This window comes from Loktanella sp. R86503, from assembly GCF_042466455.1.
Lineage (GTDB): Bacteria > Pseudomonadota > Alphaproteobacteria > Rhodobacterales > Rhodobacteraceae > Loktanella.
The window spans coordinates 30,459-44,937 of the sequence record NZ_JAXHCI010000002.1 but is presented as its reverse complement, the minus strand read 5'-3'; the positions used below and the strand labels follow the sequence as shown (position 1 = coordinate 44,937).

At 59.4% G+C, this 14,479-nt stretch carries 11 protein-coding genes; all 11 read left to right on the top strand.

Going from position 1 to position 14,479, the window contains the following annotated elements; genetic code table 11:
• The first annotated feature begins 39 nt into the window (after positions 1-39).
• The 11 genes from SJY10_RS01225 to SJY10_RS01175 all read left to right on the top strand — a co-directional run bounded on the left by SJY10_RS01225 (position 40) and on the right by SJY10_RS01175 (position 14,464).
• Entirely contained in the window at positions 40-729 is a 690-nt protein-coding gene (locus SJY10_RS01225; RefSeq protein ID WP_386679197.1) for a helix-turn-helix transcriptional regulator, read from the top strand.
• A 73-nt stretch (positions 730-802) separates the two neighbouring features.
• On the top strand, positions 803-1,573 hold the full coding sequence (gene yaaA / locus SJY10_RS01220) for a peroxide stress protein YaaA (RefSeq protein ID WP_386679196.1): 771 nt from the start codon (positions 803-805) through the stop codon (positions 1,571-1,573).
• 164 nt (positions 1,574-1,737) lie between these two features.
• A complete protein-coding gene (fdhF, locus tag SJY10_RS01215) occupies positions 1,738-4,515 on the top strand; it encodes a formate dehydrogenase subunit alpha (RefSeq protein WP_386679195.1) in 2,778 nt (925 codons plus the stop codon).
• Between the two features lie 246 nt (positions 4,516-4,761).
• On the top strand, positions 4,762-5,625 hold the full coding sequence (locus SJY10_RS01210; protein WP_386679194.1) for a YdiY family protein: 864 nt from the start codon (positions 4,762-4,764) through the stop codon (positions 5,623-5,625).
• 214 nt (positions 5,626-5,839) lie between these two features.
• The gene (locus tag SJY10_RS01205; RefSeq protein ID WP_386679193.1) at positions 5,840-7,798 is read left to right on the top strand and encodes an AMP-binding protein; all 1,959 of its coding nucleotides are present in this window, start codon (positions 5,840-5,842) and stop codon (positions 7,796-7,798) included.
• A 64-nt stretch (positions 7,799-7,862) separates the two neighbouring features.
• Positions 7,863-8,681: an ABC transporter ATP-binding protein gene (locus SJY10_RS01200; RefSeq protein ID WP_386679192.1), complete on the top strand. Its 819-nt coding sequence runs from the start codon at positions 7,863-7,865 to the stop codon at positions 8,679-8,681.
• A 35-nt stretch (positions 8,682-8,716) separates the two neighbouring features.
• On the top strand, positions 8,717-9,712 hold the full coding sequence (locus tag SJY10_RS01195; RefSeq protein WP_386679191.1) for a branched-chain amino acid ABC transporter permease: 996 nt from the start codon (positions 8,717-8,719) through the stop codon (positions 9,710-9,712).
• Between the two features lie 101 nt (positions 9,713-9,813).
• The gene (locus tag SJY10_RS01190; protein WP_386679190.1) at positions 9,814-10,890 is read left to right on the top strand and encodes a branched-chain amino acid ABC transporter permease; all 1,077 of its coding nucleotides are present in this window, start codon (positions 9,814-9,816) and stop codon (positions 10,888-10,890) included.
• A gap of 80 nt (positions 10,891-10,970) precedes the next feature.
• Positions 10,971-12,254, top strand: coding sequence for an ABC transporter substrate-binding protein (locus SJY10_RS01185; protein ID WP_386679189.1), 1,284 nt, complete (start codon positions 10,971-10,973; stop codon positions 12,252-12,254).
• A 75-nt stretch (positions 12,255-12,329) separates the two neighbouring features.
• Positions 12,330-13,157 carry an ABC transporter ATP-binding protein gene (locus tag SJY10_RS01180; protein ID WP_386679188.1) on the top strand — a complete coding sequence of 276 codons (828 nt, stop codon included), beginning with the start codon at positions 12,330-12,332 and terminating at the stop codon, positions 13,155-13,157.
• Positions 13,158-13,267: 110 nt separating this feature from the next.
• A complete protein-coding gene (locus tag SJY10_RS01175) occupies positions 13,268-14,464 on the top strand; it encodes a phenylacetate--CoA ligase family protein (protein WP_386679187.1) in 1,197 nt (398 codons plus the stop codon).
• Positions 14,465-14,479 lie beyond the last annotated feature (15 nt).

Sequence of the window (14,479 nt, the reverse complement as noted above, 5' to 3'; positions counted from 1 at the left end):
ATAAGTGCAGCACTACTGTCAGTTTCCGTCAGGATCATCATGGCCCGCACTGATCGCCTGTTTCGCCTTATCGATGCGCTGCGGCGTTTGCCGCCGCCGGTCACGGCTGCGCGGCTTGCGGCAGAAACAGAAGTGTCGCCGCGCACGCTGTACCGAGACATTGACACGTTGCGCCGCGGCGGTGCGCTGATCGATGGCGCGCCGGGATATGGCTATACCCTGACCGAAGACACCGCCTTGCCGCCCCAGACCTTTACCCAAGAGGAAATCGAGGCGCTGGTGCTGGGGCTGGCCGAGGCGCAGCATCGTGGCGATCCGGCTTTGTCAGCGGCGGCGGATACGGCGCTGGGCAAGATTATCGCCACGCTTCCCGACCGGATGCAGCGGCAGGCGCAGCATGCCGCGATCATGGTGCGGCGGGTCGAACGCCCGCCCCAGCCCGCTGCCGATCTGTCGCTGATCCGCCGGGCCTGTTGGGACGAGCTGGCGTTGGATATCGCCTATGTCGATGCGACCGGGGCTGCTTCGGATCGGCGCATTTTACCACTGGCGATGGTCTATCTTGATCGTGGCATCATGGTGCTGGCGTGGTGTGTCCTGCGGCAGGATTTTCGCAAGTTCATGGCGGACCGCATCACCACTGCGAATTTGACCGATGACAGCTTTCGCCCGCGCCGTGCCGGGATGTTGCGGGATTATGTGGCCCAGATGACTGCGAACCGGCGTTGACCTGCGACATCGGTGCCGGGTGGTATCCGCCGGCTGGAGTGCTAGAACCACGCCAAACCTGCCCGGAGGCCCCATGCTCGTCACCATCTCGCCCGCCAAATCGCTGGACCTATCCCCCGTGGACCTTGCGCCGACACAGCCTCTGTTCGCCAATGACGCCCTGCGGCTGGCAAAAACCATGCGCGGGCTGACATTGGCAGAGCTGCGGGGCCTGATGAAACTGTCGGAAGATCTGGCAAAGCTGAACCGCGACCGTTTCAAGGCATTCAGCGCCGATCCCGCACCAGAGGCGGTAAAACCTGCCGCCTGGCTGTTCAATGGCGACACCTATACCGGGCTGGATGCAGCATCGCTGGAGCCCGAGGATATCAGCATCGCGCAAGAGCGGCTTTGTATCCTGTCAGGCCTTTACGGTGTTCTGCGGCCTTTGGACGGCATTCAGCCCTATCGGCTGGAGATGGGGTCGCGGTTGAAAACCCGCCGGGGCGCGAACCTTTATGATTATTGGGGCGACAGCATCGCCAAGGCGCTGAATGCGCGGGCCGATGAGGTCGGGACAAATGTATTGGTGAATTGTGCCAGTCAGGAATACTTTGGTGCGGTGGACCGCAAGGCGCTGAAATTGCGCGTGGTCACCCCGCAGTTTCTGGAGGTGAAAGAGGGACGGCCGCGGGTCGTGTCCTTTTTCGCCAAACGTGCCCGCGGTGCGATGGCGCGTTTCTTGGTCACGCAGCGTGTCACTGATCCGGATGGGATCAAGGATTTTGCGACTGGTGGATACCAGTTTGATGCGGACCTGTCGGAGGGCGACAGCTGGGCCTTTGTGCGTGATTATCCGAGCTAGGCGGTTGCTGGTAGGGCTGATGCCTCCGGCGGGAGTTTGTTTGGCCAGATGAAAAGGGGTCAACAAGTGCAGTGCCGCGAAATGGAGACCGAAGGTCGCGGGTGTTTGGTGACGCGGGGGCGCAGGTGCGCTAGGACTTGGATCATGCGGGGGAGCAGGACGCCATGACCGAGACCATTACATTTACGCTGGACGGCGAAACGGTGCAGGCTCGCCCCGGCGAGACGATCTGGGAGGTGGCGCATGGGCGCGGCCTTGAGATCCCGCATTTGTGCTTCAAGGATGCTAAAAGCTATCGCCCCGATGGGAATTGCCGCGCCTGCATGGTCGCGATCGAAGGCGAGCGGACCCTGGCTGCGTCTTGTCTGCGGGTGCCGTCGGACGGCATGGTTGTGACGACTGACAAGCCGCGCGAAGTGCAGGCACGGGCGATGGTGATGGAGCTGTTGCTGGCTGATCAGCCGGCGCGGGACGTGGCGCATGATCAGTCGAGCCATATGTGGGATATGGCGGATCGCGTGGGCGTTGCGGAGAGCCGTTTCGCACCCAAGGATGCGGTGCATGTGCCGCTGCTGGATGCCAGCCATGTCGCGATGCGCGTTAATCTTGATGCTTGCATCCAGTGCAACCTGTGTGTGCGTGCCTGCCGCGAGGTGCAGGTGAACGACGTGATCGGCATGGCGGGGCGCGGGGCGGATGCCTATCCGGTGTTCGATCTGGGCGATCCCATGGGCGATAGCACATGTGTGGCTTGCGGTGAGTGTGTGCAGGCCTGCCCGACCGGCGCGCTGATGGAGGCATCCGTGCTGGACGCGGCGCAGGTGGGTGATAGTGCGGATTTCGATGAGGAGGTCGCCAGCGTTTGTCCGTTCTGCGGTGTCGGTTGCCAGATCAGCCTGAAGGTCAAGGATGGGCGGGTCAAATATGTGGACGGTCTGGACGGGCCCGCAAACGAAGGGCGACTTTGCGTCAAGGGGCGCTTTGGCTTTGACTATATCCACCACCCCCATCGCCTGACCAAGCCGTTGATCCGCCGGGATGATGCGCCCGCGAAGGGGCTGAACGTTGATCCCGGCAATTGGGGCGACGTATTTCGCGAGGCGACATGGGACGAGGCGATGCGTGTCGCGTCAGATGGTCTGGGCGGTTTGCGTGCTGCATTTGGCGGGGCGGCTGTTGCAGGCTTTGGCAGTGCAAAATGCACCAATGAAGAAGCCTATTTGTTTCAAAAGCTGATCCGCCAGGGGTTTGGTCACAACAACGTCGATCATTGCACCCGGCTGTGCCATGCGTCGTCCGTGGCGGCGCTGATGGAAAATATCGGGTCCGGCGCTGTGACGGCGACCTTTAACGAGATCGAGAATGCGGATGTGGCGATCGTCATCGGGGCAAATCCGCTTGAAAACCATCCTGTTGCTGCAACGTATTTCAAGCAGTTTACCCAACGCGGCGGCAAGTTGATCGTCATGGATCCGCGCGGGCATGCGCTGAAGCGGTTTGCGTCCCATATGCTGCAGTTCAAGCCGGGCACCGATGTGGCCATGCTGAACGCGATCTGCAACGTGATCGTCACCGAAGGGCTGTTCGACCGCCAGTATATCGAAGGCTACACAGAAAACTGGGCGGCAGAGCAGGCGCATCTGCAGGCCTATGATCCGGACAGCATGTCTTCGATCTGCGGCATCGACGCAGAGATGTTGCGCGATGTGGCCCGCACCTTTGCCGGTGCCAAGGCGGGGATGATCTTCTGGGGGATGGGCGTCAGCCAGCACACCTATGGCACCGATAATGCGCGGTGCCTGATCAGCCTTGCGCTGATGACCGGGCAGATCGGGCGGCCAGGGACTGGCCTGCATCCGCTGCGCGGGCAGAACAATGTGCAGGGTGCCTCTGACGCGGGTATGATCCCGATGTTCCTGCCGGATTACCAGTCTGTCACCAGCGCTGATATCCGCGCGAATTTCCAGCAGGTCTGGGGCGGTACGCCGATTGATCCGCAAAAGGGTCTGACCGTGACCGAGATTCTGGACGCCGTGCACGAAGGCCAGATCAAGGGCATGTATATCCTTGGTGAAAACCCCGCGATGTCGGACCCTGACCTTGATCACGCCCGCGCGGCACTGGCCAAGCTGCAATGTCTGGTCGTGCAGGACATCTTTTTGACGGAAACCGCGAACTTTGCCGATGTGATCCTGCCCGCCAGCGCCTTTGCCGAAAAGACCGGCACTGTCACCAATACGAACCGTCAGGTGCAGATGGGGCGCCCGGCCGTGCCGCCGCCGGGTGATGCGCGCGAGGATTGGGCGATCATTACTGATCTGGCGCAGCGGCTTGGCCTTGACTGGACGTATGAACATCCGCGGCAAATCTATGACGAAATGGCAGGCACCATGCCGTCGCTGGACAATATTACTTGGGACCGGCTGGAACGAGGCGCTGTGACCTATCCGTCGCTGTCGCCCACTGATCCCGGCCAGTCGATCATGTTCGCGAACGGCTTTCCCCGCGACGGCGGCCGCGCAAAATTCACGCCTGCCAGTGTCATCGCGCCGGCAGAGCAGCCCGACCCTGACTACCCGATGGTGCTGACCACGGGCCGACAGCTGGAACACTGGCATACCGGTTCCATGACGCGCCGCGCCAGCGTGCTGGACGCGGTCGAGCCTGAGGCGAATTGTTCCCTGCATCCCGATACGCTGCGCCGTCTGGGGGTCGCGCCGGGGGCTGTTGTTGAGTTGGCGACACGCCGTGGAGCTATCCGCATCATGGCGCGGGCTGATCGTGCCGTCGCGGCCGACATGGTATTTTTACCATTTGCGTTTGTCGAAGCCGCGGCTAACCTTCTGACGAATCCGTCGATCGACCCTTATGGAAAAATTCCGGAATTTAAATATGCTGCTGTCCGTGTATCGGCTATCAACCCGGCAGAACTTGCGCCCTAACGCGATGTCAGGTTCCATCACATTCAAGAGTGTGCGTTGATTATTTTGAACACGGCGCCGTGATAATTCGAAAGTGCTGTAAAAACAAATCCTTAAACTAAGCTAATTTTAGCGCATGTTACAAAAAGCATACATTTTCCGTGAGAGGGCAGCAAAATGGCTGCCACACCTCGAACTTTTTACAGGTCGGACGCATTTAGCAATCACACCCGCACTGCTGCGGGACTACAGAATAAGGAATTAGCCATGACCAAGACAGTCAATATCTTCGTCGTTGCCGCAGCTGCAGCTACGATTGCCGGCGCTGCCGTCGCACAAACAACCACCTTCACGAACGAAGATGCTGCTGCAGACCAGTTCGACGACCTGCAAGAGCAGATCGCTGACGATGCAGAGCGTGACGTTGCCCGTTTTGGTAACGAAGGCCGCGTTGTTGGTTCGTACGGTTCGGTCGCTCTGCGCGCTACCGCTTACAACGATGACAACGGTTCCGTTGATGGTTCCGGCGACGACAACGCAAACGTTGGTCTGGGCCTGCGTTACGGCACGTTCGACGGCGTGAACGGCATCGACGTGACCGCAGCTTACAATTACTCCGAAGACAACGGCGACGAGTCGCAGAACCAGCTGCTGCTGGGCGCTGACTACCGCCGCGATTTCGGTCCGCGTTACTTCGGTTATGCAAAGCTGGACGCGTCCCAGGACCGCGCAGCTGAGAACCTTGACGATAACTACATCGACGTGTTCGTCGGCGCTGGCCTTGGCTACCGCATCATGAACGATGCAACCAACCAGTGGTCCATCCAGGCTGGTCCGGGCTACCGCTACACCGAAACCGTTGCTGGCAATGACAGCTCCGAAGCTGCTGCTTCGCTGTCGTCTAACTACTACCGTTCGCTGAGCGAGACGTCCTACGTCACCAACGACACCGACGTCATCTACTCCGACACCTCGACTCTGGTCACCAACGACCTGGCTTTGAACGTTGCAATGACAAACTCCCTGTCGCTGCGCACGTCGCTGTCCACGTCCTTTGATGACGCAGTCGATGACTCTTTCGGCGACGCATCCAACACCTTGGGTGTGGCAGTCGTTTACAACTTCAACTAATACCTCGGTTTGCATTCCAAGTTATTACTGAAGACGGGCGGTGGCGAAAGCCACCGCCCGATTTCGTTTGCGGACCGTATTTTAAAAGAAATGAACAACTGTTCATAAAATATTTGACGCAAGGCTTTCGACCTCTCAGTATGGTGAAGAAGATGCAGCGCGGGGAGGCGGTGCATCGACGGTTCGGGCAAACCCGCACCTAGGGAGGGGATCTATGGCTTCTGCTGTGCCAGGCGCTGCACCTGTTTCTATTCCGCATCTGCTTGCACGCAATGTCGCGCAACATGGCGGCAAAGCGGCATATCGCGAAAAAGAGTTCGGGATCTGGCAAAGCTGGACATGGTCCGAAGCGGCGGCGCAGATTGATGCCCTGGCGTTGGGACTGCTGGAAATGGGGGCCGAAGTTGGCGATCATATTGCCATTTCCGGCCGCAACCGGCCGGCCCTGTATTGGGCTATGGTCGCCGCGCAGAAAATCGGTTGTGTCCCCGTTCCCCTGTACCAAGAGGCCGCGGTCGAGGAAATCGCCTATGCGCTGGAACATTCCGGTGCCCGCTTTGCCGTCGTGGGGGATCAGGAGCAGGTCGACAAGCTGACGGATGCCAGCACCGGTCAGGTGGCGCTGGAACATATCATTTACCTCGATGGTCGCGGTCTGCGCAGGTACGACCACAGCGGCATGACGTCCTTCGCCGATGTGCAGGAACGCGGCCGCGCCTCGACCCGTATGGCTGACATGCAGACGCGCACGGATGCGCGCAGTTATGACGACACCTGCGTGATGCTCTACACCTCTGGCACAACGGGGCGTCCTAAAGGCGTCGTGCTGTCAAATCGCAATGTGATCGAGACATCCAAAAATTCCTCTGAATTCGATCATCTGCGTGCAGGCGATGAAGTGCTGGCCTATCTGCCGATGGCCTGGGTGGGCGATTTCATCTTTTCTGTAGGTCAGGCCATGTGGACGGGGTTCTGCGTGAATTGTCCTGAAAGCGCCGACACGATGCTGACAGATCTGCGGGAAATCGGGCCAACCTATTTCTTTGCCCCGCCGCGTGTATTCGAAACCCAGCTAACGACCGTGATGATCCGGATGGAAGACGCGAGCCGGATCAAAAGGCGTTTGTTTGATCACTACATGGCCTTGGCGCGCCGTGTGGGACCTGATCTGCTGGACGGCAAGCCAGTGGGTCTGCTGGACCGAATCCGCTATGGCATAGGGAATTTGCTGATCTATGGTCCGTTGAAAAACACCCTTGGCCTGTCCCGGGTGCGTGTTGGTTACACGGCAGGCGAAGCGATCGGACCCGAGATTTTCGACTTTTATCGCAGCCTCGGGATCAACCTTAAACAGCTTTACGGCCAGACCGAAGCGACGGTGTTTATCACCCAGCAACCTGACGGCGAAGTCCGGTCCGATACGGTTGGCGTGCCGTCGCCGGGGGTGGAATTGCGGATCGCCGAGAATGGAGAGGTCTTTTACCGCTCTGCCGGCACTTTTGTGGAGTACTACAAGAACCCTGAAAGCACGGCCTCGACCAAGGACCCCGATGGCTGGGTCGCCACGGGGGATGCCGGTTTTATCGAGGAAAGCACCGGGCATCTGCGCATCATCGATCGGGCTAAGGACGTGGGCAAGATGGCCAGCGGTGCCATGTTCGCGCCCAAATACGTCGAGAATAAGCTGAAGTTTTACCCGAATATTCTGGAGGCTGTCGTCTTTGGCGCGGGCCGCGATCGTTGCACCGCCTTCATCAATATTGACCTGACCGCCGTCGGCAACTGGGCGGAACGCAACAATATTGCCTATTCGTCCTATCAGGAATTGTCCCAGCATCCGAAAGTGCTGGAACTGGTTGCAGGCCATGTGAATGACGTGAACGCCAGTATCGCTGATGACCCGATGCTGGCGGGCTGCCAGATCCACCGCTTTCTTGTGCTGCACAAGGAACTGGACGCTGATGACGGGGAAATGACCCGGTCCCGCAAGGTGCGCCGCGCCGTCGTGGGTGACAAGTTCGCCGACCTGATTGCCGCGCTTTATGACGGATCGCCCGACATCTATACCGAAACAGAGGTAACATACGAGGACGGCCGCAAGGGCGCGATCAAGGCGACGCTGGTGATCCGCGATGCCGTCGTCACTGCGCCCCGCCGGATGGCTGCGGAATGATGGCGGTGTTGGCGCAGGGCCTGCGGCGCGAGTTTATCTTGCCAGATGAAAGGGATGGTCGCCCATGAAGGATCAAGTTGCGCCATACGTGACCGCTGACGGGCGTCAGATTGGTGATGTCTTGATGGACATGCGCGGGATCACCCTGCGCTTTGGCGGGGTCGAGGCGATCAAGAACATCAGCTTTGACATCCGCGAAGGCGAAATCCGCGCGATCATCGGGCCGAACGGAGCCGGCAAGTCGTCAATGCTGAACGTGATTTCGGGCTTTTATCACCCGCAGGACGGCGAGGTTTGGTTTCGCGGCGCCAAGCGTCCGCCGATGAAGCCTTATCAGGTCGCGCGGCAGGGGATCGCTCGTACGTTTCAGAATATCGCGCTGTTCGATGGCATGTCCGTGCTTGACAACATCATGACGGGGCGGCTGACGCATATGAAAAGCGGGCTGCTGGCTCAGGCTATCTGGAAGGGCAGGGCCGAACGCGAAGAGGTGGAAAACCGTGCCGTCGTCGAGCGGATCATCGACTTTCTGGAAATTCAGGCGATCCGTAAGACACCCGTGGGCCGCTTGCCTTACGGTTTGAAAAAGCGTGTCGAACTGGCGCGCGCGCTGGCGGCAGAGCCGAAGCTGCTGCTGCTGGACGAGCCGATGGCCGGCATGAACGTCGAGGAAAAAGAGGACATGAGCCGCTTTATTCTGGATGTGAACGATGAGTTCGGCACCACGATTGCCTTGATCGAACATGATATGGGCGTGGTGATGGATCTGTCCGACCGGGTTGTCGTCATGGATTACGGCCGCAAGATTGGTGACGGCACGCCAGCCGAGGTGCGCAGCAATCAAGAGGTGATCGACGCCTATCTGGGGGTGGCCCATGATTGAAGCGATCGCGCAAGCCATGAACGAAGGAGCACGCCATGTCCGCTGATTTTCTGTACGGTATGGAAGTTGTCATCAACGGGCTGATGGCGGGCGTGCTTTATGCGCTGGTAGCGCTGGGGTTCGTTCTAATTTTCAAGGCGTCGGGTATTTTCAATTATGCCCAAGGGGTCATGGCGTTGTTTGCAGCCCTGACGCTGGTCGGTGTGATGGAAGGGCAGGTGCCGTTTTCGCATATCATCAACGCGACCTTTGGCACGGATATCCACCATTTCGGCTGGCATGTGCCGGCGCTGCTGGCGATTGCGCTGACGCTGGTGGTCATGATCGCCTTTGCCTGGATGGTGCATACTTTCGTGTTCAAGCATCTGGTCGGGCAAGAGCCGATCATCCTGTTCATGGCGACCATCGGACTTGCGTATTTTCTGGAAGGCGTCGGCGATCTGATGTGGGGGTCTGACATCAAGACGCTGGACATCGGCATCCCGCAGGGCGGGTCGATGTGGGTCGAGAATATCTCGGTCCATCTGGGGGGGGATGATTTCTACGGCTTCTTTATCGATAAGCTGGATATTACTGCCAGCATTGTTGCAGCAATCCTTGTGATCGGGCTAATTGTTTTCGCCCAATACACCAAGCAGGGCCGTGCCATGCGGGCGGTGGCGGATGACCATCAGGCGGCGCTGTCGGTTGGAATTTCGCTGAACTTTATCTGGGTGCTGGTCTGGTCGCTGGCGGGCATGGTTGCGCTGGTTGCCGGTGTGATGTGGGGTGCGAAATCGGGCGTGCAGTTTTCGCTGTCGCTTATCGCGCTAAAGGCCCTGCCGGTGCTGATGCTTGGGGGGTTCACGTCGATCCCCGGTGCCATCGTCGGCGGTTTGATCATCGGTGTAGGTGAGAAGCTGTTCGAATACATGATTGGCCCAATGGTCGGCGGCGCAACCGAGAACTGGTTCGCCTATGTCCTTGCGCTGGTGTTTCTTGTGTTCCGCCCGCAGGGCCTGTTCGGGGAGCGGATCATTGAACGTGTGTGACCGCGCAAGCGACGGCGCGAGGCTGGGCCTTGCGGCACCCGACCGCCCGACCGCGCTGGCCTGCGGCGCTGATATTTGGAACCGGAAAAAGGGGGCGCGTCATGCTGTATCGTGAGGCCGGTGATTTCAAGACGAGCTATGCCGCGGACAGCCAAACCTTTCCAATCAAGTTCGACCGCTGGCGTTATTGGGCGGTGCTGGCTGTTGCCTGGCTGGTTATCCCGTTTGTCATCAATGATTACTGGGCGAATGCCATATTGGTACCCTTTCTGATCTATGCGATTGCGGCGATCGGGCTGAATATCCTGACCGGTTACTGCGGGCAGGTGTCGCTGGGCACGGGCGGTTTTATGGCTGTGGGGGCTTATAGCGTTTACAAGCTGATGACGTCCTTTCCCGACGTCAGCATCCTGATCCATGTCGTGCTAGCCGGGTTCATCACGGCGGCGGTCGGTGCGGCCTTTGGCCTGCCGTCCTTGCGGATCAAGGGGTTTTATCTGGCTGTGGCGACGCTGGCGGCACAGTTCTTTTTGGTGTGGTTGTTCAACAAGGTCCCCTGGTTCTACAACTCTTCTGCCTCTGGCCAGATTTCCGCACCAGAGCGGTTTGTCGGCGATATCGCTGTCACGGGGGCGGCGACGACGCCTTGGGCGCAATATCTGATTTGCCTGTTTTTTGTAACGCTTTGCGCATTGCTGGCCCGCAACCTGACGCGGGGCAGTCTGGGGCGGCAGTGGATGGCAATCCGGGATATGGATATCGCAGCCGAGATTATTGGCGTTGATCCGCTCAAGGCAAAGCTGACGGCCTTTGCCATTTCTTCCTTTTTTATCGGGATCGCGGGGGCGCTGTTCTTTGCCGTGTATCTAGGCGCGGTCGAAGTTGGAGAGGCCTTTGGCATCCAGAAATCGTTCCTTGTGCTGTTTATGTGCATCATTGGCGGGCTTGGCAGCATCTTTGGCAGCTTTGCCGGGGCGGCGTTTCTTGTGCTGTTGCCGGTCGCGCTGAAGGTGCTGGGCGTGGATGTGCTGGGTTGGCCCAGTTCCACCGTCGCGCACCTGCAACTTGTCGCTGTGGGGGCGTTGATCATGTTCTTCTTGATCAAGGAACCGCATGGACTGGCGCAGCTATGGCGCATCGCAAAGGAGAAGCTGCGTATGTGGCCGTTTCCTTACTAACGGCCGGGCGGGGGCATCTCCGCCGGGCCATGCCGGAGCGCATGCCGGCGCATCGATCAATCTTTGGGAGGAGACTTGAGATGAAAATGAAGACATTTGCCACGGCGGCCTTGGCCGGGCTTTTGGCCAGCGGGCCAGCGCTGGCTGAACTGGTTCTGCCGGATCTGAGCTATCGCACCGGACCCTATGCCGCGAACGGTGGGCCGTTTTCCGATGGCTATCAGGATTATCTGACCCTGCTGAACGCCCGCGATGGCGGTATCGGCGGTGAGATGATCCGCATCGATGAATGCGAGACGGCCTATAACACCGAGAAAGGTGTGGAATGCTACGAGGCGACCAAGGGCGACAGCGCGCTGATCTATCAGCCTCTGTCCACCGGCATCACCTATCAGCTGATCCCCAAGGCAACCGCTGACAGCATTCCGATGCACACGATGGGTTACGGGCGCACCTCTGCTGCGGCGGGCGAAACGTTTCCTTGGGTATTCAATTATCCGGCGACATATTGGGATGCCGCATCGGTGGCGATCAATTACCTGCTGGGAGAGAATGGCGACAGTCTGGACGGCAAGAAAATTGCGCTGATCTATCACAACTCTGCCTACGGCAAGGAGCCGATCCGCACGCTAGAGGTCTTGTCGCAAAAGCACGGCTTTGACCTGAGCTTGCTGCCAGTCGATCCACCGGGGCAGGAGCAGAAATCGCAGTGGCTGCAGATCCGCCGCGAGCGTCCTGATTACGTCATCATGTGGGGCTGGGGGGTGCAGAACCAGGTCGCCATTCAGGAAGCCGCGAACGTCGGCTATCCGATGGACCAGTTCATCGGGAACTGGTGGGCTGGCGCGGAACCAGATGTGCTGCCTGCGGGGATGGCGGCGGATGGCTACAAATCGCTGAACATGAACCGTATTCAGGATTATCCGGTGCTGGACGAAATCCAGAGCCTTGTCATTGACGCAGGTCAGGGCGCGGGCGACGGATCGAACATTGGTCAGGTGCTGTATGTGCGCGGCATGTATGCGGCGATGCTGGCCGCCGAGGCGATTGCCAAGGCGCAAGAGCTGGCGGGGACTTCTGCTGTCACGCCGGCGCAGGTCCGTGATGGCATGGAAGCGCTGGAAATCACAAACGCCCGCATGGCCGAACTGGGTATGGAAGGCATCGGGCCGGAATTTACCGTTTCTTGCCAGAACCATTCCGGATCGGGTGAAGGTCTGGTTCAGCAGTGGAACGCGACCGACAAGGTCTGGGTGCCGCTGACGGACTTTATCGCGCCCGACAAGGACGTGATCGATCCGCTGATTGCAGAAGACGCCGCCGCCTATGCGGCAGAAAACGGCATCACGCCGGGCTGCCTGTAAGGCGCATCGGGCGGCCCTTTGCAGGGGCCGCCCGGTTTTGATGCATTTTCAACAAAGCGAGGACAGGGTTGCGCCATGCTGGATGACACCGGGACCAAGACTGAAACCTTGCTGGACGTCAGCAATATCGAAGTGATCTATAATTCCGTGATCCTTGTGCTGAAAGGCGTCAGCCTGAAGGTGCCAAAGGGCGGGATTACGGCTCTGTTGGGCGGCAATGGCGCCGGCAAGACAACAACGCTGAAAGCAATTTCCAACCTGCTGCATTCCGAACGCGGCGCGGTGACAAAGGGCACGATTGCCTACCGCGGCGAGCGGGTGCAGGACCTGTCGCCAGAGGCGCTGGTCAAGCGCGGCGTTATTCAGGTCATGGAAGGGCGTCATTGCTTCGAACATCTGACCATCGAAGAAAACCTGATGACCGGTGCCTATACGCGCGGTGATGGCAAGGGCGCTGTCAGCGCCGATCTTGAAATGGTCTACAGTTATTTTCCCCGCCTGCGCGAGCGGCGCAAAAGCCAGGCGGGCTACACCTCTGGCGGGGAACAGCAGATGTGCGCAATCGGGCGTGCGCTGATGTCCCGGCCTGAAACCATTCTGCTGGACGAACCGTCGATGGGCCTTGCCCCGCAGCTGGTCGAGGAAATCTTTGGCATCGTCAAGGATCTGAACGAACGCGAAGGTGTCAGCTTTTTGCTGGCAGAGCAGAACACCAATGTCGCGCTGCGGTTTGCCCACCACGGCTATATTCTGGAATCGGGCCGCGTCGTCATGGAAGGCCCGGCAGCAGAGCTGCGTGAAAACCCCGATGTGAAGGAATTCTACCTAGGCGTTTCCGATGAAGGCCGCAAATCATTCCGTGATGTGCGCAGTTATCGCCGGCGTAAGCGCTGGCTGGCGTAATCCGCATCGCCTGACAATCCCACGTTATTGTATAGCGACGGCCTGCATCCCTAGATTTGACCTGTCCGGGGCGGCACAGTGCCGTCATCCACCGGACAGGAGAGACCGTGATGACCGCCCCATACGACGATCTGGAAACCCGTGACGCCAAGACGCGTGCAGCTGCACAGCTTGCGGGCCTTCAAGAACAGATGAAGCGGGTGGAGAACACTCCGGGCTCTTGTCTGGCGGGCGGGCAGGTGGACCAGTTAGGTGACCTGCCCCGCCTGCCGGTACTGCGCAAATCGCAGCTTGTGGACTGGCAGCGGGACAATCCCCCATTTGGCGGCATTCCCGTGCAGAATATCACGCATATCTTTCAATCGCCCGGCCCGATCTATGAACCGGGCGGCAGCAGTCACGATTGGTGGCGCTTTGGCCGCTTTTTGCATGCCTGCGGCATTGGTGCGGGCGATGTGGTGCAGAACTGCTTTGGCTATCACCTGACCCCTGCTGGCACGATGTTCGAAAACGGTGCGCGTGCGGTGGGTGCGGTTGTCGTGCCTGCCGGCACGGGTCAGACCGAATTGCAGGTGCAGGCCGCCGCTGCCGCTGGCGTGACCGCCTATGCCGGCACTCCGGATTACCTGAAAGTGATCTTGGAAAAGGCCGACGCGATGGGCGTGACCCTGAATATCACCAAAGCTGCTGTGTCCGGGGGCGCGCTGTTTCCGCAGTTGCGCCAATACTATGCCGATCGCGGCATCGCCTGCCTGCAATGCTATGCCACCGCCGATCTGGGCATGATCGCCTATGAAACATCCCCCACCAGCGGCATGATCGTCGACGAAGGCGTGATCCTTGAAATCTGCACCCCCGGCACCGGTGATCCCGTCCCGGCGGGAGAGGTGGGCGAGGTGATTGTCACCACCCTGAACCCCGATTATCCCCTGATCCGCTTTGCGACTGGCGACCTTAGTGCCGTGATGGATGGCCAGTCACCCTGCGGGCGCACGAATATGCGCATCAAAGGTTGGATGGGCCGCGCGGATCAAACGACCAAAATCAAGGGAATGTTTGTGCGCCCTGAACAGGTTGCGGCGCTGGTCACAGCCCTTGGCGCGGACCGTGCGCGGGTGATTGCCGACCGCAGCGGCGATGCCGATCACTTGACCGTGCAGCTGGAAGGCGCGGGGCTTGACCCTGATGCTGCCGCAAGCGCAATCAAAGATATCCTCAAACTGCGCGGTGATGTGACATTTCACGCTGCCGGCAGTTTGCCCCGCGACGGACTCGTGATCGAGGATCGTCGGACATACGACACATAAAGCCCCTGTAAGGAC

Bases quoted from the DNA above. Each gene is read 5' to 3' on its own strand.
- SJY10_RS01225 (WP_386679197.1), top strand. From the start codon at position 40: ATGGCCCGCACTGATCGCCTGTTTCGCCTTATCGATGCGCTGCGGCGT.
- yaaA (WP_386679196.1), top strand. From the start codon at position 803: ATGCTCGTCACCATCTCGCCCGCCAAATCGCTGGACCTATCCCCCGTG.
- fdhF (WP_386679195.1), top strand. From the start codon at position 1,738: ATGACCGAGACCATTACATTTACGCTGGACGGCGAAACGGTGCAGGCT.
- SJY10_RS01210 (WP_386679194.1), top strand. From the start codon at position 4,762: ATGACCAAGACAGTCAATATCTTCGTCGTTGCCGCAGCTGCAGCTACG.
- SJY10_RS01205 (WP_386679193.1), top strand. From the start codon at position 5,840: ATGGCTTCTGCTGTGCCAGGCGCTGCACCTGTTTCTATTCCGCATCTG.
- SJY10_RS01200 (WP_386679192.1), top strand. From the start codon at position 7,863: ATGAAGGATCAAGTTGCGCCATACGTGACCGCTGACGGGCGTCAGATT.
- SJY10_RS01195 (WP_386679191.1), top strand. From the start codon at position 8,717: ATGTCCGCTGATTTTCTGTACGGTATGGAAGTTGTCATCAACGGGCTG.
- SJY10_RS01190 (WP_386679190.1), top strand. From the start codon at position 9,814: ATGCTGTATCGTGAGGCCGGTGATTTCAAGACGAGCTATGCCGCGGAC.
- SJY10_RS01185 (WP_386679189.1), top strand. From the start codon at position 10,971: ATGAAAATGAAGACATTTGCCACGGCGGCCTTGGCCGGGCTTTTGGCC.
- SJY10_RS01180 (WP_386679188.1), top strand. From the start codon at position 12,330: ATGCTGGATGACACCGGGACCAAGACTGAAACCTTGCTGGACGTCAGC.
- SJY10_RS01175 (WP_386679187.1), top strand. From the start codon at position 13,268: ATGACCGCCCCATACGACGATCTGGAAACCCGTGACGCCAAGACGCGT.